The following is a 17,573-nucleotide window of genomic DNA, read 5'->3' as shown; positions in this document are numbered from 1 at the left end:
GATTTCCCTGGCGCTGCCCGGCAATTAGCCGAAGAACGCGGAAAGGACCGCCATGTCCGAGGTGGCCGGCGTGTCGCCGCGCAGGTCGGCATCGATCACCCGCCGGCAGGCATCGACGGTAACGGTGTCGCCGAGGTCGTGTGCCGCGTCGAGAATGGTCCACGCGGTCTCGCCCGAAGGTCTTTCGTAGTCTTGGCCCAATAGTGCCATGGTCGTCTCACTTCCCAGTGCAGCAAACAGGATACTCAAGAGCTTTTAAAATCAGGGTGGCGGCCTTGGGTGCATTTGAGCCGACCCGGTACCGGCGGGTTAACCAAATGGCTCCGTCCCGTTCAGCCGGCCGCCAGGGGCCGCGGCACCCCGTACCTTGACCTTTTGCCCGGGCGGCAGTAGATACCCGCCACCTGCTGCCGGCCCGTTGAGATGCGGATATCCGGCGCGGCTTTGAATTCCCCCGAACAATCGAGCCCGCTTGGCGGCTCATCCTTCGAGAGAGGGCTGGGCACTAGAGGGCTGTTTGAATTCGCTTTAAATCGCAATCGTCTCACGAAGGACGCGGTAACCAACGATGGCTTTCAGCCCGTTCAAATTCTTGCAGGAAGTGCGCTCGGAGACCGCCAAGGTCACCTGGCCGACGCGCCGCGAGACGACGATCACGACGATCATGGTCTTCGTGATGGTCGCATTGGCTTCGATCTTTTTCTTCCTGTCGGATTTGATCATCCGCTACGTCGTCACCTTCCTGCTGGGCGTCCAATGATGAGCACCGGAACCCTTACGATGGACAAGCGCTGGTATATCGTTCACGCCTACTCGAATTTCGAGAAGAAGGTGGCGGAATCGATCCGCGAGCAGGCGAAGCAGCGCGGGCTCGAGGAACTGTTCGACCAGGTGCTGGTGCCGACCGAAAAGGTCACCGAGGTGCGCCGCGGCCGCAAGATCGATGCGGAGCGCAAGTTCTTCCCGGGCTACGTGCTGGTGAAGATGAAACTGACCGACGAGGCGTTCCATCTCATCAAGAACACGCCAAAGGTGACGGGCTTCCTCGGCGCCGAAAACAAGCCGATGCCAATCTCCGAATCCGAGGCGATGCACATCCTGCAGCAGGTGCAGGAAGGTGTTGAGCGGCCGAAGGCCACGGTGTCGTTTGAAATCGGCGAGAACGTCCGCGTGGCCGATGGTCCGTTCGCGTCGTTCTCCGGCGTGGTCGAGGAAATTGACGAAGCGCGTTCGCGCGTGAAGGTCGCGGTGTCGATCTTCGGCCGCGCCACGCCCGTCGAACTGGAATTCGGTCAGGTCGAGAAGGTCTGATCGGAGCGGCGCGAAGCTTGTCTTCGCGTCAACTAAGGCCGTGGGAGGATGAGGGCGGTCGCCAACCGCGCTTCAACCGAACCACGGACCCTGAAACCGCCGGCCCCGGCCGGCACAACAGGAGTGATACATGGCAAAGAAAGTGACCGGATACCTGAAGCTTCAGGTGCCGGCGGGTGCGGCCAATCCGTCTCCCCCGATCGGCCCCGCGCTTGGTCAGCGCGGCCTCAACATCATGGAATTCTGCAAGGCGTTCAACGCGCAGACGCAGAAGGAAGAAAAGAACACCCCGATCCCGGTGATCATCACCATCTATGCGGACCGTTCCTTCACTTTCGAGATGAAGACGCCGCCGATGTCCTACTTCCTCAAGCAGGCTGCCAAGATCCAGTCCGGCTCGAAAGCTCCGGGCCGCGACAAGGCGGGCCAGGTGACACGCGCGCAGGTGCGCGAGATCGCCGAGAAGAAGATGAAGGATCTCAATTGCGATTCCGTCGAGTCGGCCATGAAGATGGTCGAGGGCTCCGCCCGTTCGATGGGTCTGGAAGTTGCGGGGTAACGGACCATGGCAATCGGAAAACGTTTGAAGAAGGTCCGTGAGGGCATCGACCGCGAGAAGCTCTATCCGCTCGCGGATGCCATCAAGATGGTCAAGGAACGCGCCACGTCGAAGTTCGACGAGACGATCGAGATCGCGATCAATCTCGGCGTCGACCCGCGCCACGCCGACCAGATGGTTCGCGGCGTCGTCAACCTGCCGAACGGCACCGGCCGCACGCTGCGCGTCGGCGTGTTCGCCCGTGGCGCCAAAGCGGACGAAGCCAAGGCTGCCGGTGCTGACGTCGTCGGCGCCGAAGACCTGGTCGAGAAGGTCCAGGGCGGCACGATCGACTTCGACCGTTGTATCGCAACCCCCGACATGATGCCGCTGGTTGGCCGCCTTGGTAAGGTGCTCGGCCCGCGCGGCATGATGCCGAACCCGAAGATCGGCACCGTGACGATGGACGTCACGTCAGCCGTGAAGGGCGCCAAGGGCGGCTCGGTCGAATTCCGCGTCGAGAAGGCCGGCATCGTGCAGGCCGGTGTCGGCAAGGCGTCGTTCTCCGAGGAAAAGCTGGTGCAGAACGTCAAGGCGCTTGCGGATGCTGTGGCGAAGGCAAAGCCGGCCGGCGCCAAGGGTACCTACATCCAGCGCGTAGCGGTCTCCTCCACCATGGGCCCGGGCGTCAAGGTCGAGCCGGGCACGCTGCTCGGCTAGTTCGTGGCGGTTTTAGTGAATTGCAGGGGCGGAATCGGGCGACCGATTCCGCCCTTTGCGTTTGATGTCGCTTTTGCGTAATCGTCGCCCCGTCGGACTTGGCAAGGACTTGGCAAGAAGGAAGAACAATGCCCGAGAAAGTCCTGATCTATTCGCGTTTCCCGAAAGCCCAGATGGAGCGCTTTGGCGAACGCTTTGAACTGCTGAACGCCGCCGGCAAGGCGCCGAATGAGGTGTTCTCCGCCGAGCAACTTGCGGACATCAGAGCGCTGATCACGGCGGGCGGCACGCCGCTTCGTGGCGACGCGATGGACATGATGCCGAAACTGGGCGCGATCATCTGCTACGGCACCGGTTATGACGGCGTCGATCTGGTGGCGGCGGCGAAACGGAAGATCGCCGTCGGTCACAGCCCAGGCGCCAATGCGGCGTCGGTCGCGGACATCGCGGTCACGCTGATGCTGGCGGCTACGCGGCGGTTACTGGTGGCTGACGATTACGTACGGGGCGGCAGTTGGGCGGCCGCAAAGCCTTCGCCGATGATGCGACCGCAGGCGGGCATGCTTGGCCGAAAAATCGGCGTCTACGGCATGGGCGAAATCGGCCGCAAGATCGCGGCGCGGGTGGCCGCGTTCGAGACCGAGGTCGGCTATTTCAGCCGTCGCCAGCACGACGTTCCATATCAATATTTTCCGACGCTTGATGCGCTGGCCGAATGGTGCAGTGTCCTGATGATCGCGGTACGTGCGGGCGCGGACACCAACCACGCCGTTGACGCCAATATCCTGCGCAAGCTCGGCAGGGAGGGTTATGTCGTCAACATTTCGCGCGGCTCGGTGATCGACCAGCCGGCCCTGATCGCGGCGCTGTCCGACCAGACCATCGCCGGCGCCGGCCTCGACGTCTACGCCAAGGAGCCGCATGCTCCGGACGCGCTGACGGCGCTGCCCAACGTCGTGCTGTCACCGCATATCGGCGGCCATACGCTGGAGTCGCATGTGGCGATGCAGAACTGCGTGTTGGCCAATCTTGAGGCGTTCTTCGCCGGCAAGCCGCTCGCTCACCCCGTGACGTCAAGCTCCGCCTGATCGTCTCCGCGGTGCGCGAGCCCTTCGAGGTAGGCGCAAAACATATCCGCCATGGCGTCGGCATAGGTCTCGATCTCGGCAGGGGTTCGAGGACTTTCCGAAAACTGCTTTCCCACCGCGCTGAGCGTCGTTGTGATCAGCTCACCGGCCAGTGCACGCGTCGCCTCCGAGGCTTCGGGCAGCGCTTCCTGCATGAAGAGCTGGGCAGTGCGGTTTCCCGCCGCCCTCGCTTCGTGCGCCTCCGGCGCATCGCGGTAGAGCGGGGCAGCGTCATCGAGTGCGATACGCACCGCGGCCTCATCGCATTCCGAGCGGATGAAGGCGTGGACCAGCGTACGCAGCCGTTCGAGCGGCGGTCTCCGGACGTCCTCAAGGATGCCGCGCAGCAGCTCGGTCGTCTCGCGCCATTCGTCGCTTTGGAGGCGGAAGAGGATCGCCGCCTTGTTCGGGAAGTATTGATACAGCGATCCGACGCTGACACCGGCCTTCTCGGCCACCCGCGCCGTCGTGAAGCGTTGTGCGCCTTCCTTCTCCAAAACCTGAACAGCAGCACCCAGGATCGCCGCGACGAGCTCGGTCGAGCGGGCCTGCTGGGGCCGTTTTCGCGAGGAAACTGAAGGGCTTCGACGGTCGGTCATCAGGAGCGCCGGGAATGCGATTAGATAACGCGAATGATTAGTCGTATTTTTAGTCCGGCGCAACGACGCGCTCACCCAGACCGGAGACCTGCATGACCACCCTGACCACCACCCCGCTTGCGCCGCTGTTGGATCGCCTGTTCGAAGAGGCCGACGCGGCCTCAGCAGAGACCGAGGCTGCCGTGGCCGATCTCTCGCACGAAGCCCGGGCGCGCATGATGCGGAGCAAGACCGATTACCGCGACCTCTACGGGCGCCTGAAGAATGCGCCGCTCGCCATCTCGCGAGAAACCGGCGCGCTGCTCTATATGCTGGCGCGAAGCTCTCGCGCGCGGACGATCGTCGAGTTCGGGACCTCGTTCGGCATCTCGACCCTGCATCTCGCTGCGGCGCTGCGGGACAATGGCGGCGGCCGCTTGATCACCAGCGAGTTCGAGCCATCCAAGGTGGCGCGGGCCCGCGATAATTTGAGCTCCGGCGGTCTCATCGACCTCGTGGAGATCCGGGAAGGGGACGCCCTGCAGACGCTCAGCGTCGATCTCCCCGATACGCTCGACCTGCTGCTGCTCGACGGGGCCAAAGCGCTCTATCCGGAAATCCTGAGCCTGATCGAGAGCCGACTTCGGCCGGGCGCCTTAATCGTCGCCGACAATGCCGATGACAGCCCCGACTATCTGGCGCGCGTGCGCGCGTCGGCCGGCGGCTATCTGTCCACGCCATTCGGCGAGGACGTCGAGCTATCCATGCGGATCGGTTCCTGCTGACCGATCCGCATTCAACTGGGGCGCGGCACGTGGCGCAGCTTGTCGGGATTGCGGACGACATAGATCGCGGCGATTCTTTCGCCATCGATCGCCATGCTCAAGGTGAGGTCGAGTTCGCCATCGAGATAGAGTAGCGCGCCAATGGCGCCGTTGATGACAGCCGGCTCGATACGGACGTCCTGGCCGGCGGTTTTGCCGGCAATGCCGACGAAGAAGCGGGCGACCTTGTCTTTCCCAACAATCGGATTGCGTGCCGCGAATTTGCGGCCGCCGCCATCGGTGATCGCAACCGCGTCCTCGCGCAGCAATTCGGCCAGCCGGCTGACGTCGCCGCTGGCAACCGCTTCGCTAAAAGCACGCAACAGGCGCGCGTGATTGTCCGGCGCGGCCGCGGGTAGCGGGCGGTTGTCGCGCACCGCTCGGCGGGCGCGCGAGGCAAGTTGACGACAGGCGGCCTCGCTATGGTCGAGCATCGCGGCGATTTCGGAAAACGGCGTGTCGAACACATCGTGCAGCAGGAAGGCCGCGCGCTCCATCGGAGAAAGCCGGTCCAACGCCAGCAACAAGGCGAACGATAGGTCGTCGGCCAGTTCGGTGGCGGCTTCGGCCGACAGGCTTTCCGCGTCGCACACCGGCTCCGGAAGCCAAGGCCCGATATAGATCTCCCGCTGCGCCTTCGCGCTCTTCAGGCGATCGAGACAAAGCCGTGTCACGATGGTGACGAGAAACGCTTCCGCGTTGCGGACATCCTGGGCGCCGGCAAAGCGGAGATAGGCGTCCTGCACGACGTCTTCGGCGTCGCTGCGGCTGCCGAGCATGCGATAGGCGAGCCCGAGCAGACGCCCGCGATGGGGCGCCAGCGGGTCGCCGTCATGCAGCCTGTTTGACGACATCGACATCGTGCCCATTCACCGAGACGCGGCGGCACTCCTTGGCATAGCCGAGCCCGGCTTTCACCATCGGGAACATGCGGCCGAGCTGCAGCGCCATGGTCAGGTCTATCACGCCTTTCGAGCCCCATTGGGCGCGGACGGCGTCGCGAAACTCGTCGTCGTTGGCGGAGCGGCGCACCACGGCGTCGGCAAACCGGAACCCGAGCATGGTCGCATCATTCATTGCGCGCGGATCGCGGCGAAGAACCGCCTCAATCTGGTCCTTGGCCATGCCCGCTTCCAGCGCCATGTCGACGACCAGTTGCGTGCAGGGGCCGCAATCCTCCGCCAGCGCGCCGACGATTTTGGCAGCGAAACTCGCATCGGTCGGGACCGCCTCGCGGTGCGCGGCCGCCTTCATGATGGGCGCGAACTTGAAAAAGGCGCCAGGCGATTCGATCAGCATCATTTCGAGATAGCTGACGTCGTAACCGTAGCGTTTGGCGAATGCGCGCAAACTGCGGCGGGCTATCCAACTACGCATATTGTTCTCCTTGGTTGGGAAAGGCGGAATAGAGGGCGAGTGCGGAGGGCAGGACCACGGCAAGAAGATCGAACGAGGCGTTGTGGGCGTGCCCGCTAACGATCAGCATCAGGTGGATCAGACCGTGCGCGGCGAGGAAGCCGGCGCCTGCCGCGGCCGCGGGCCAATAGCGGGGGCGCCATGCCCGCGCGGCCAGTGCCAGGCCGGCCACGAGGAACGCCGCACCGATGTCCTGAACAAAATGTGGGTTGAACGGGCCGGTGTCCGGCACCCCGGGCACGGTTTGATACCAGAGCGGTCCGGCCACGAGCATGACCAGCCCGTTCAGAACCGTGGGTATTGCAAGAATGGCTGCCAACTGACGCCGCATGAGAACCTCCTGCGGCCAAGACGAGGCAAACGTCGCCGGTGTGACGGAACCATCAAAGAAAAATTGTTGTCCGGCCGGTCCGTGAACTGGTGTGAATTTTGCTCTTGGCAAGCCGGGCAAGACTCGTTAAACAACGGCTTCCAGGCGTGCTGGCCGTAGCTGCTGGCACGTCTGTGCGCGCATTCCGAAAACCCGTTACGGTAGGAGATCATTCCTTTCAGGACATCCGCATGGATTGCTCGAAAGGAACGAAAACTCATCGTTTCGTGGAATGCGGCAGGGGTCCTTCGGCTTGCCGGATGGCCCCGATCCTGTCCGAGACTGCAGGCGCCCGCGAAGAAACGCAAGTTCCTCAACGGCTTAATCTTATAGCCTGCATAGACGGGTGAAGACCGGATTTCGCTTTAGCGTCGCCTTGCGCGGCGCCATGGCTGATTTGGTTCGAACCTCGACACCCCGCGCCATCTGGTTCGGGAGGGCAGGCTTTTCAAATGTCGTCTGCCCGGCGTGTCCTTGAGACTGGTGTCTAGAGGTCAGGTTTTGGGCGAGACGATGGGTGCAACCCGGCGGTCTCGCTCGTAAGCGAAGGCCGCCAACCGGAGAGAGCTTGCTGTGGAAAGAGCGGCAAAAAAGGACGCGGTTGAGGCGCTGAACGAGGTCTTCAAGACCACGAGCGTTGCAGTCGTCGCCCATTATTCCGGCCTCACCGTGGCCCAGATGCAGAAGCTGCGTACGCAGATGAAGCAGGCGGGCGCGTCGGTGAAGGTCTCGAAGAACCGTCTCGCCAAAATTGCTCTTGAAGGCACGGACGTCGTTGCCATTGGCTCCCTTTTGAAGGGGCCGACCGTGATCGCGACTTCAAACGATCCGGTAGCGGCGCCGAAGGTTGCCATGGAGTTCGCAAAGACGAACGAGCAGTTCGTCATTCTCGGCGGCTCGATGGGTAAAACCGTCCTGGATGTGAACGGCGTGAAGGCACTTGCCTCCTTGCCGTCGCTGGACGAATTGCGCGGCAAGCTTGTCGGCCTCCTGGTGGCGCCGGCGACCAAGATCGCTCAGCTCTCCACTGCGCCCGCGGCCAAGCTCGCGCGCGTCGTCCAGGCCTATGCCTCAAAGAGTGAAGCGGCCTGACCCTTCGCAAATCAAATCTGGTTCGAACCAAACCTTTAAGGAACTGATCAATGGCTGACCTACAGAAAATCGTCGACGACCTCTCGAGCCTCACTGTGCTCGAAGCTGCCGAGCTCGCGAAGCTCCTCGAAGAAAAGTGGGGCGTTTCCGCCGCTGCCGCCGTGGCGGTTGCCGGTCCCGCGGGTGGCGGCGCCGCTGCTGCTCCGGCTGAAGAAAAGACCGACTTCACCGTCGTTCTCGCTTCCGCTGGCGAAAAGAAGATCGAAGTCATCAAGGAAGTCCGCGCCATTACCGGCCTGGGCCTCAAGGAAGCTAAGGACCTCGTCGAAGGCGCGCCCAAGCCGGTCAAGGAAGGCGTGAACAAGGAAGAGGCCGACAAACTCAAGGCCCAGCTCGAAAAGGCTGGCGCCAAGGTTGAGCTGAAGTAAGCGTACTACACAGAAAAGTGTGGGGATTCTTGGGGTTAGCCCCTCGAATCTCCACTATTCCGCCCCATATCGTGGCGGCAGCAGGAAAAGACGGTAGGCGGCGGGGACGGCAGGGTTCCCGGCGTAACCCGTTGGGAGACAGTCAGATTTCGGGCTTTTTCAGTCCGTGAAACCACCAGTTATGACGGGCGGGTGCAGTCATGCGCCCGCGCGTCGTTTTGCGTTTTGAAGGTCTAAAGTGCGGGTTCAGGATTTAATTCCTGAAAGTGGGCTTTGTTCCTTTTGAGCGATTCGACAATTCAACCCGGGGGCGATGGCAGTCGCGCTTCGGAAGGTTCGCCTACTAAGGCGACGAAAATGAGAGGCCACGATGGCGCAGCAGACATTCACCGGTCGCAAACGGGTCCGCAAGTTCTTCGGACACATCAAGGAAGTCGCCGAGATGCCGAACCTGATCGAGGTTCAGAAGGCGTCTTACGACCAGTTCCTGATGGTCGATGAACCTCCGGGCGGCCGGCTGGACGAGGGCCTGCAGGCGGTGTTCCGCTCAGTGTTCCCGATCTCGGATTTCTCCGGCACCTCGATGCTGGAATTCGTCCGCTACGAATTCGAGCCGCCGAAATACGACGTCGACGAGTGCCGCCAGCGCGGCATGACCTATGCTGCGCCGCTGAAGGTGACACTGCGCCTGATCGTGTTCGATATCGACGAGGAAACCGGCGCCAAGTCGGTCAAGGACATCAAGGAGCAGGACGTCTACATGGGCGACATCCCGCTCATGACCATGAACGGCACCTTCGTCGTCAACGGCACTGAGCGCGTCATCGTCTCGCAGATGCACCGTTCGCCCGGCGTGTTCTTCGACCACGACAAGGGCAAGACTCATTCGTCCGGCAAGCTGTTGTTTGCCGCGCGCGTGATTCCGTATCGCGGTTCCTGGCTCGACATCGAGTTCGACGCCAAGGACATCGTGTTCGCGCGCATTGACCGCCGCCGCAAGATCCCCGTGACCTCGCTGATGTACGCGCTCGGTCTCGACGGCGAGACGATTCTGTCCACCTTCTACAAGAAGATCAATTTCAAGCGCGCCAAGGACGGCTGGCGCGTGCCGTTCGACGCCGCCCGTTTCCGCGGCTACTCGACCATCAACGACCTGATCGACGCCGACACCGGCAAGGTGGTGCTCGAGGCCGGCAAGAAGCTGACCGTGCGCGCGGCGCGCCAGTTGCAGGAAAAGGGCCTGAAAGCCCTGCGCCTGTCGGATGAAGAGCTGATCGGCAACTATCTCGCCGAGGATCTCGTCAACCCGAAGACCGGTGAAATCTACGCCGAGGCCGGCGAGGAGCTCACCGAGAAGTCGCTGAAGGCATTGAACGAGCAGGGCTACAAGGAACTGCCGCTGCTCGACATCGACCACGTCAATGTCGGTGCCTACATCCGCAACACGCTGCATGCCGACAAGAACATGACGCGTGAAGACGCGCTGTTCGACATCTACCGCGTGATGCGTCCGGGCGAGCCGCCGACGATCGATTCGGCCCAGACCATGTTCCAGTCGCTGTTCTTCGACGCCGAGCGTTATGACCTCTCCGCGGTCGGCCGCGTCAAGATGAACATGCGCCTCGAACTCGATGCGCCCGACACCCACCGCACGCTGCGCAAGGAAGACATCCTGGCGGTCATCAAGACGCTGGTCGACCTGCGCGACGGCAAGGGCGAGATCGACGACATCGACCATCTCGGTAACCGCCGTGTGCGTTCGGTCGGCGAGCTGATGGAGAACCAGTATCGCATCGGTCTCCTGCGCATGGAGCGCGCGATCAAGGAGCGCATGTCCAGCGTCGATATCGACACCGTGATGCCGCAGGACCTGATCAACGCCAAGCCGGCGGCTGCCGCGGTGCGCGAGTTCTTCGGCTCGTCCCAGCTCTCGCAGTTCATGGATCAGACCAACCCGCTGTCGGAGATCACCCACAAGCGCCGTCTGTCGGCGCTTGGACCGGGCGGTCTGACCCGCGAGCGCGCCGGCTTCGAGGTGCGCGACGTGCATCCGACGCATTACGGCCGCATCTGCCCGATCGAGACGCCGGAAGGTCCGAACATCGGCCTGATCAACTCGCTGGCGACGTTCGCCCGCGTCAACAAGTACGGCTTCGTCGAAACGCCCTACCGCAAGGTGAAGGACGGTCGCGTCACCGACGAGGTCGTGTACCTCTCGGCGATGGAGGAGGGCCGTTATCGCGTGGCGCAGGCCAACGTGCCGCTCGATGCCAAGGGCCGCTTCACCGAAGACCTGATCGTCTGCCGTCACGCCGGCGAAGTGCTGCCGATCACGCCGGACAAGGTCGACTATATGGACGTGTCGCCGAAGCAGCTCGTCTCTGTTGCCGCGGCGCTGATCCCGTTCCTCGAGAACGACGACGCCAACCGCGCGCTGATGGGCTCGAACATGCAGCGCCAGGCGGTGCCGCTGGTTCGCGCCGAGGCGCCGTTCGTCGGTACCGGCATGGAAGGCGTGGTGGCCCGTGACTCCGGTGCCGCGATCGCCGCCCGCCGTTCCGGCGTGATCGACCAGATCGACGCCACCCGCGTCGTGATCCGCGCCACCGAAGATCTCGATCCGACCAAGTCGGGCGTCGATATCTACCGGCTGATGAAGTACCAGCGCTCCAACCAGTCGACCTGCATCAACCAGCGTCCGCTGGTGAAGGTCGGAGACATCGTCAAGAAGGGCGACATCATCGCCGACGGTCCCTCGACCGATCTCGGCGAGCTCGCGCTCGGCCGCAACGTGCTGGTCGCGTTCATGCCGTGGAATGGCTACAACTTCGAAGACTCGATCCTGCTCTCCGAGCGGATCGTGAAGGACGACGTCTTCACCTCGATCCACATCGAGGAGTTCGAGGTGATGGCCCGCGACACCAAGCTCGGACCTGAGGAAATCACCCGCGACATTCCGAACGTTTCGGAAGAAGCGCTGAAAAACCTAGATGAAGCCGGCATCGTCTATATCGGCGCCGAAGTCCGCGCCGGCGACATCCTGGTCGGCAAGATCACGCCGAAGGGCGAAAGCCCGATGACGCCGGAAGAAAAGCTTTTGCGCGCCATCTTCGGCGAAAAGGCTTCCGACGTCCGCGACACCTCGCTGCGCGTGCCTCCGGGCGTGCAGGGCACGATCGTGGAAGTGCGCGTGTTCAACCGCCACGGCGTCGACAAGGACGAGCGCGCGCTGGCGATCGAGCGGGAAGAGATCGAGCGTCTGGCCAAGGACCGTGACGACGAGCAGGCGATCCTTGACCGTAACGTCTACGGCCGCCTCGCCGAGCTGCTGGAAAACCGCCAGGGCATCGCGGGTCCGAAGGGCTTTAAGAAGGACACCAAGATCACGCGCGCCGTGCTCGAGGAGTATCCGAAGTCGCAGTGGTGGATGTTCGCGTCACCGAACGACAAGCTGATGGCCGAAATCGAGGCGATGCGGAAGCAGTACGACGAATCGAAGAAGGGCCTTGAACAGCGCTTCCTCGACAAGGTCGAAAAGCTGCAGCGTGGCGACGAGTTGCCGCCCGGCGTGATGAAGATGGTCAAGGTCTTTGTCGCGGTGAAGCGCAAGATCCAGCCCGGCGACAAGATGGCCGGCCGCCACGGCAACAAGGGCGTGGTGTCCAAGATCGTTCCGATCGAGGACATGCCGTTCCTCGAGGACGGTACGCACGCGGATATCGTGCTCAATCCGCTCGGCGTGCCCTCGCGCATGAACGTCGGCCAGATTCTGGAGACGCATCTCGGTTGGGCCTGCGCCGGCCTCGGCAAGCGCATCGGCCAGACCATCGACGGCTATTATCAGAAGCAGGATCTCAAGCCGCTGCGCGAGACCTTGAAGAAGATCTATGGCGACGATGAAACCATCAAGACGCTGAACGACAACGAGCTGATGGAGCTGGGCCGCAATCTGAGCCACGGCGTGCCGATCGCGACGCCGGTGTTCGACGGCGCCAAGGAAGCGGACATCGAGGAGATGCTGAAGCTCGCGGGCTTCGACGCCTCCGGCCAGTCGACCGTCTATGACGGCCGCACCGGCGACGCCTTCGATCGCAAGGTGACGGTGGGCTACATCTACATGCTCAAGCTGCACCATCTGGTCGACGACAAGATCCACGCGCGTTCGATCGGTCCGTACTCGCTCGTCACCCAGCAGCCGCTGGGCGGCAAGGCGCAGTTCGGCGGCCAGCGTTTCGGCGAAATGGAGGTGTGGGCGCTGGAAGCCTACGGCGCGGCCTACACGCTGCAGGAAATGCTGACCGTGAAGTCGGACGACGTTGCCGGCCGTACCAAGGTGTACGAGGCGATCGTGCGTGGCGACGACACGTTCGAGGCGGGTATTCCGGAATCGTTCAACGTGCTGGTCAAGGAAATGCGCTCGCTCGGCCTCAACGTCGACCTGCACAATTCCAAGATGGGACCGGCGCCGACGTCCGAGGCGGCTGAGTAACGCTTGAGATTCCATGTCCGGCCCAAAGCGCGAGGCAAGCTTCGCGCAAAAGGTCCGGGCATTCGCGCTCCTCTCGGACGTTGAGTGGGGCGCGCACCAAATAAAAGTTTCGAATTTGCTGCCGGTGACGACCGGCACGCGAGGAGAAGACGATGAACCAAGAAATTATGAATCTCTTCAATCCGACGACTCCGGCCCAGGTCTTCGACCAGATCCGGATCTCGATTGCGTCCCCGGAGAAGATTCTGTCCTGGTCCTACGGCGAGATCAAAAAGCCGGAGACCATCAACTACCGGACCTTCAAGCCGGAGCGCGACGGCCTGTTCTGCGCCCGCATCTTCGGGCCGATCAAGGATTACGAGTGCTTGTGCGGCAAGTACAAGCGCATGAAGTACAAGGGCATCATCTGCGAAAAGTGCTCGGTCGAAGTGACGCTGTCGCGCGTCCGGCGCGAGCGCATGGGTCATATCGAACTGGCGGCACCTGTTGCCCACATCTGGTTCCTGAAGTCGCTGCCGTCGCGCATCGGCCTTCTGCTTGACATGACGCTGAAGGATCTCGAGCGGATCCTGTACTTCGAATACTACGTCGTGCTGGAGCCGGGGCTGACCGCGCTCAAGGACCGTCAGCTCTTGTCGGAAGACGAGTACCTGAAGGCGCAGGACGAATACGGCCAGGATTCGTTCACCGCCATGATCGGGGCGGAAGCGATTCGCGAGCTGTTGAAGGGTCTTGAGCTCGAAAAGCTCGAGCAGTCCCTGCGCGCGGAGATGCAGGAGACTGAATCCGACATCAAGCACAAGAAGCTCGCCAAGCGCCTGAAGATCGTCGAAGCGTTCCGCTATTCCGGCAACAAGCCGGAGTGGATGATCCTGACCGTGGTGCCGGTGATTCCGCCGGACCTGCGTCCGCTGGTGCCGCTCGACGGCGGCCGCTTCGCGACCTCGGATCTCAACGACCTCTACCGCCGCGTCATCAACCGCAACAACCGCTTGAAGCGGCTGATGGAGCTGCGCGCGCCCGACATCATCATCCGCAATGAAAAGCGCATGCTGCAGGAGGCTGTCGACGCGCTGTTCGACAACGGCCGCCGCGGCCGAGTCATCACCGGCGCCAACAAGCGCCCGCTGAAGTCGCTGGCCGACATGCTCAAGGGCAAGCAGGGCCGTTTCCGGCAGAACCTGCTCGGCAAGCGCGTCGACTATTCGGGCCGTTCGGTGATCGTGGTCGGTCCCGAGTTGCGGCTGCATCAGTGCGGCCTGCCGAAGAAGATGGCGCTCGAACTGTTCAAGCCGTTCATCTACTCGCGGCTCGACGCCAAGGGTCTGTCCACCACCGTGAAGCAGGCAAAGAAGCTGGTCGAAAAGGAGCGTCCCGAGGTCTGGGATATCCTCGACGAGGTGATCCGCGAGCATCCGGTGCTGCTCAACCGCGCGCCGACGCTGCACCGCCTCGGCATCCAGGCGTTCGAGCCGGTGTTGATCGAAGGCAAGGCGATCCAGCTCCATCCGCTGGTTTGCGCGGCGTTCAACGCCGACTTCGACGGCGACCAGATGGCCGTGCACGTTCCGCTGTCGCTGGAAGCGCAGTTGGAAGCGCGCGTCCTGATGATGTCGACCAACAACATCCTGCATCCGGCGAACGGTCAGCCGATCATCGTGCCGTCGCAGGACATCGTGCTCGGCCTCTATTATCTCTCGATCATGCGTGAAGGCCTGCCCGGCGAGGGCAAGATCTTCGGCGACATGGCCGAGCTCGAGCACGCCCTGCATTCGAAGGTCATCCACCTCCACACCAAGATCAAGTACCGGTGGGAGGGCACCGACGAGAGCGGCAAGGCGACCAAGCGCTGGATCGAGACCACTGCGGGCCGCGTCATGCTCGGCAACGTGCTGCCGAAGAACCCGCGGATTTCGTACGAGATCATCAACAAGCTGATGACCAAGCGCGAAATCTCCGGCGTGATCGACCAGGTCTACCGCCACTGCGGTCAGAAGGAGACCGTGATCTTCTGCGACCGCATCATGGCGCTCGGCTTCTACAATGCGTTCAAGGCCGGCATCTCCTTCGGCAAGGACGACATGGTCGTGCCGCACAGCAAGTGGAAGATCGTCGACACCACCCGTACGCTGGCGAAGGATTTCGAGCAGCAGTACAACGACGGCCTGATCACCCATGGCGAGAAGTACAACAAGGTGGTCGACGCCTGGTCGAAGGCGACCGAAGAAATCGCCAAGGAGATGATGAAGGAAATCTCCTCGACCAAGAAGACGCCGAAGGGCGCCGACGCCGACATCAACTCGATCTACATGATGGCGCATTCGGGCGCGCGCGGTTCGCCGGCCCAGATGCGTCAGCTCGCCGGCATGCGCGGCCTGATGGCGAAGCCGTCGGGTGAGATCATCGAGACGCCGATCATTTCCAACTTCAAGGAAGGTCTGTCGGTGCTCGAATACTTCAACTCGACCCACGGCGCCCGCAAGGGTCTCGCGGACACCGCGTTGAAGACCGCGAACTCCGGTTACCTGACCCGCCGCCTGGTCGACGTCGCGCAGGACTGCATCATCACGCAGGACGATTGCGGCACCAAGCTCGGCATCAAGATGCGCGCCATCGTGGATGCCGGCACGGTCGTTGCTTCGCTGGCCTCGCGTATTCTCGGCCGCACCGCGGGCGAGGATCTGCGCGATCCCGCGACCAACAAGGTCGTGGTCAAGCGCGGCACGCTGATGGAGGAGACGCATGTCGACGCCATCCAGCAGGCCGGCATCCAGGAAGTGAAGATTCGCTCGGCGCTGACCTGCGAACTCGTCAACGGCATCTGCGGCAAGTGCTACGGCCGCGATCTGGCCCGCGGCACGCCGGTCAATCACGGCGAGGCGGTCGGCGTCATCGCCGCCCAGTCGATCGGTGAGCCCGGCACGCAGCTCACGATGCGCACGTTCCACATCGGCGGCGCGGCGCAGATCAACGAGCAGTCGTTCGTCGAATCGAACTTCGAGGGCAAGGTCACCATCAAGAACAAGTCCATCGCCCGAAACAGCGAAGGTCACTTGATCGCGATGGTTCGCAACATGGTCGTTGCGATCGTCGATGCCGACGGAACCGAGCGTGCGACCCACCGCATTCAGTACGGCGCGCGCATGCACGTCGACGAAGGCGACATGGTCAAGCGCGGCCAGCGCATCGCGGAGTGGGATCCCTACACCCGTCCGGTTCTCACCGAAGTCGAGGGCACCATCGGGTTCGAGGACCTCGTCGAGGGTCAGTCGATCTCGGAAACGCTCGACGAATCCACCGGTATCGCCAAGCGCGTCGTCATCGATTGGCGTGCGTCGCGCGGTGGTGCCGACCTGCGTCCGGCCATCGTGGTCAAGGGCAAGGACGGCAAGGTGCTCAAGCTGCCGCGCGGCGGCGATGCCCGCTACATGCTGTCGGTCGACGCCATCCTGTCGGTAGATACCGGCGCGAAGGTCAAGGCCGGCGACATCCTGGCGCGTATCTCGACCGAAAGCGCCAAGACCCGCGACATCACCGGCGGTCTGCCGCGGGTGGCCGAACTGTTCGAGGCCCGCAAGCCGAAGGACGCGGCGATCATCGCGGAAATCGCCGGCACGATCCGTTTCGGCCGCGACTACAAGAACAAGCGCCGCATCTCGATCGAGCCGATGGACAAGACCGAGGAGCCGCGCGAGTACCTGATCCCGAAGGGCAAGCACATCCATCTGCAGGACGGCGACATCGTCGAAAAGGGCGATTTCATCGTCGAAGGCAATCCGGCGCCGCACGACATCCTGGCGATCAAGGGCATCGAGGAACTCGCTGCCTATCTGGTCAACGAAATCCAGGAGGTCTACCGGTTGCAGGGCGTGCTCATCAACGACAAGCACATCGAGGTGATTGTCCGTCAGATGCTGCAGAAGGTCGAGGTCACCGACCAGGGCGACACCGACATGATCTCGGGCGAGCAGGTCGACAAGATCGAGTTCGACGCGCTCAACCTGAAGGCCAAAGAAGAGGGCAAGAAGCCCGCCACGGGAACGCCGGTTCTGCTCGGCATCACCAAGGCGAGCCTGCAGACCCGCTCGTTCTTCTCGGCGGCCTCGTTCCAGGAGACCACCCGCGTGCTCACCGAAGCCGCCGTCAACGGCAAGGTGGACCCGCTGGAAGGCCTCAAGGAAAACGTCATTGTCGGCCGGCTGATCCCGGCGGGCACCGGCGCCTCGATGGCCAAGATCCGCGAAGTCGCCGTCAAGCGCGACAAGCTGATCCTGGACGAACGCGAGAAGCAGGCGGCCATCGTACCGACCGCTCCGGAAGCCGAACCGCTGGCGCTGCCGCCGGCGGAGTAAGGGTTCCACGCCAATCAACAGGAAAGCCGGCTGCGAAGCCGGCTTTTTCTTTTTACGAGCGACGATATTGCTTCACCCGGATGGGTGACCGCTGCTATCAAGTCAGGAAATGGCCTCCTGCCATAACGGTAATGTTTGCAATTCCCCATGAGCGACTCGGCTCATTCTGAACCCCTGATCGACCGCATTTACGAGGCGGGGCTTATTCCGTCGCTTTGGCCGGCTGTGCTCGGCGAACTCAGCGCAGCGATCGGCGGCAACGGCGGCTTTCTGTTCGGCGTTGCGCGATGGCTACACGAGCGCGGTCAATTCTGTCGAATATGACCAG

General features: G+C 62.7%; 16 protein-coding genes. 11 read left to right on the top strand and 5 right to left on the bottom strand.

Translation table 11 applies throughout. The features are described from left to right. Positions 1 to 24 precede the first annotated feature (24 nt). Complete coding sequence (locus V1290_RS05380) at positions 25 to 210, bottom strand: hypothetical protein (protein ID WP_213286265.1); 186 nt, start codon at positions 208 to 210, stop codon at positions 25 to 27. A gap of 358 nt (positions 211 to 568) precedes the next feature. Between V1290_RS05380 and secE the strand changes: the two genes are divergently transcribed. From secE to V1290_RS05355, 5 genes are all read left to right on the top strand, one after another. After that, positions 569 to 760, top strand: coding sequence for a preprotein translocase subunit SecE (gene secE / locus V1290_RS05375; protein WP_028349074.1), 192 nt, complete (start codon positions 569 to 571; stop codon positions 758 to 760). Between the two features lie 20 nt (positions 761 to 780). Continuing rightward, positions 781 to 1,311 (top strand): transcription termination/antitermination protein NusG, encoded by a 531-nt coding sequence (gene nusG, locus V1290_RS05370; RefSeq protein WP_028349073.1) that lies wholly within the window; start codon positions 781 to 783, stop codon positions 1,309 to 1,311. A 130-nt stretch (positions 1,312 to 1,441) separates the two neighbouring features. After that, entirely contained in the window at positions 1,442 to 1,870 is a 429-nt protein-coding gene (rplK, locus tag V1290_RS05365; protein ID WP_028349072.1) for a 50S ribosomal protein L11, read from the top strand. Between the two features lie 6 nt (positions 1,871 to 1,876). After that, positions 1,877 to 2,569, top strand: coding sequence for a 50S ribosomal protein L1 (gene rplA, locus V1290_RS05360; protein WP_057843562.1), 693 nt, complete (start codon positions 1,877 to 1,879; stop codon positions 2,567 to 2,569). A 128-nt stretch (positions 2,570 to 2,697) separates the two neighbouring features. Next, positions 2,698 to 3,657, top strand: a complete 960-nt coding sequence (locus V1290_RS05355; protein WP_334363380.1) for a 2-hydroxyacid dehydrogenase — start codon at positions 2,698 to 2,700, stop codon at positions 3,655 to 3,657. Here the strand turns inward: V1290_RS05355 and V1290_RS05350 are convergent. Then, positions 3,630 to 4,295: a TetR family transcriptional regulator gene (locus V1290_RS05350; RefSeq protein ID WP_334363378.1), complete on the bottom strand. Its 666-nt coding sequence runs from the start codon at positions 4,293 to 4,295 to the stop codon at positions 3,630 to 3,632. The genes V1290_RS05355 and V1290_RS05350 overlap by 28 nt on opposite strands. 92 nt (positions 4,296 to 4,387) lie before the next feature. Between V1290_RS05350 and V1290_RS05345 the strand changes: the two genes are divergently transcribed. Continuing rightward, complete coding sequence (locus tag V1290_RS05345) at positions 4,388 to 5,059, top strand: O-methyltransferase (protein ID WP_334363377.1); 672 nt, start codon at positions 4,388 to 4,390, stop codon at positions 5,057 to 5,059. 11 nt (positions 5,060 to 5,070) lie between these two features. Here V1290_RS05345 and sigJ read toward each other — a convergent pair whose 3' ends face one another. Genes sigJ through V1290_RS05330 form a run of 3 tightly spaced genes read right to left on the bottom strand, consistent with a single transcriptional unit; the run spans position 5,071 to position 6,845 of the window. Beyond that, a complete protein-coding gene (gene sigJ / locus V1290_RS05340; protein WP_334363376.1) occupies positions 5,071 to 5,958 on the bottom strand; it encodes an RNA polymerase sigma factor SigJ in 888 nt (295 codons plus the stop codon). After that, the gene (locus V1290_RS05335) at positions 5,930 to 6,475 is read right to left on the bottom strand and encodes a hypothetical protein (RefSeq protein ID WP_334363375.1); all 546 of its coding nucleotides are present in this window, start codon (positions 6,473 to 6,475) and stop codon (positions 5,930 to 5,932) included. Before V1290_RS05335 ends, sigJ begins: the two co-directional genes overlap by 29 nt. Continuing rightward, complete coding sequence (locus V1290_RS05330; protein WP_334363374.1) at positions 6,468 to 6,845, bottom strand: hypothetical protein; 378 nt, start codon at positions 6,843 to 6,845, stop codon at positions 6,468 to 6,470. The genes V1290_RS05335 and V1290_RS05330 overlap by 8 nt, the downstream gene beginning before the upstream one ends. Before the next feature lie 612 nt (positions 6,846 to 7,457). Between V1290_RS05330 and rplJ the strand changes: the two genes are divergently transcribed. From rplJ to V1290_RS05305, 5 genes are all read left to right on the top strand, one after another. After that, positions 7,458 to 7,976, top strand: a complete 519-nt coding sequence (gene rplJ, locus V1290_RS05325) for a 50S ribosomal protein L10 (RefSeq protein ID WP_057843567.1) — start codon at positions 7,458 to 7,460, stop codon at positions 7,974 to 7,976. Between the two features lie 50 nt (positions 7,977 to 8,026). After that, positions 8,027 to 8,404, top strand: a complete 378-nt coding sequence (rplL, locus tag V1290_RS05320; RefSeq protein WP_065748157.1) for a 50S ribosomal protein L7/L12 — start codon at positions 8,027 to 8,029, stop codon at positions 8,402 to 8,404. A gap of 370 nt (positions 8,405 to 8,774) precedes the next feature. After that, positions 8,775 to 12,893, top strand: a complete 4,119-nt coding sequence (gene rpoB, locus V1290_RS05315; protein WP_334363371.1) for a DNA-directed RNA polymerase subunit beta — start codon at positions 8,775 to 8,777, stop codon at positions 12,891 to 12,893. 152 nt (positions 12,894 to 13,045) lie between these two features. Next, entirely contained in the window at positions 13,046 to 17,245 is a 4,200-nt protein-coding gene (rpoC, locus tag V1290_RS05310; protein WP_334363369.1) for a DNA-directed RNA polymerase subunit beta', read from the top strand. Positions 17,246 to 17,392: 147 nt separating this feature from the next. Then, complete coding sequence (locus V1290_RS05305) at positions 17,393 to 17,569, top strand: hypothetical protein (protein WP_334363368.1); 177 nt, start codon at positions 17,393 to 17,395, stop codon at positions 17,567 to 17,569. Positions 17,570 to 17,573 lie beyond the last annotated feature (4 nt).

It is taken from the genome of Bradyrhizobium sp. AZCC 1578 (assembly GCF_036924675.1).
Taxonomy (GTDB): Bacteria; Pseudomonadota; Alphaproteobacteria; order Rhizobiales; family Xanthobacteraceae; genus Bradyrhizobium.
The sequence above is the reverse complement of the archived record's forward strand: the minus strand, read 5'-3'. Positions and strand labels throughout refer to the sequence as shown.

What these genes read in the sequence shown, in the direction of transcription:
- V1290_RS05380 (WP_213286265.1), bottom strand. Translation starts at nt 210, where the DNA reads ATGGCACTATTGGGCCAAGACTACGAAAGACCTTCGGGCGAGACCGCG.
- secE (WP_028349074.1), top strand. Translation starts at nt 569, where the DNA reads ATGGCTTTCAGCCCGTTCAAATTCTTGCAGGAAGTGCGCTCGGAGACC.
- nusG (WP_028349073.1), top strand. Translation starts at nt 781, where the DNA reads ATGGACAAGCGCTGGTATATCGTTCACGCCTACTCGAATTTCGAGAAG.
- rplK (WP_028349072.1), top strand. Translation starts at nt 1,442, where the DNA reads ATGGCAAAGAAAGTGACCGGATACCTGAAGCTTCAGGTGCCGGCGGGT.
- rplA (WP_057843562.1), top strand. Translation starts at nt 1,877, where the DNA reads ATGGCAATCGGAAAACGTTTGAAGAAGGTCCGTGAGGGCATCGACCGC.
- V1290_RS05355 (WP_334363380.1), top strand. Translation starts at nt 2,698, where the DNA reads ATGCCCGAGAAAGTCCTGATCTATTCGCGTTTCCCGAAAGCCCAGATG.
- V1290_RS05350 (WP_334363378.1), bottom strand. Translation starts at nt 4,295, where the DNA reads ATGACCGACCGTCGAAGCCCTTCAGTTTCCTCGCGAAAACGGCCCCAG.
- V1290_RS05345 (WP_334363377.1), top strand. Translation starts at nt 4,388, where the DNA reads ATGACCACCCTGACCACCACCCCGCTTGCGCCGCTGTTGGATCGCCTG.
- sigJ (WP_334363376.1), bottom strand. Translation starts at nt 5,958, where the DNA reads ATGTCGATGTCGTCAAACAGGCTGCATGACGGCGACCCGCTGGCGCCC.
- V1290_RS05335 (WP_334363375.1), bottom strand. Translation starts at nt 6,475, where the DNA reads ATGCGTAGTTGGATAGCCCGCCGCAGTTTGCGCGCATTCGCCAAACGC.
- V1290_RS05330 (WP_334363374.1), bottom strand. Translation starts at nt 6,845, where the DNA reads ATGCGGCGTCAGTTGGCAGCCATTCTTGCAATACCCACGGTTCTGAAC.
- rplL (WP_065748157.1), top strand. Translation starts at nt 8,027, where the DNA reads ATGGCTGACCTACAGAAAATCGTCGACGACCTCTCGAGCCTCACTGTG.
- rpoB (WP_334363371.1), top strand. Translation starts at nt 8,775, where the DNA reads ATGGCGCAGCAGACATTCACCGGTCGCAAACGGGTCCGCAAGTTCTTC.
- rpoC (WP_334363369.1), top strand. Translation starts at nt 13,046, where the DNA reads ATGAACCAAGAAATTATGAATCTCTTCAATCCGACGACTCCGGCCCAG.
- V1290_RS05305 (WP_334363368.1), top strand. Translation starts at nt 17,393, where the DNA reads ATGAGCGACTCGGCTCATTCTGAACCCCTGATCGACCGCATTTACGAG.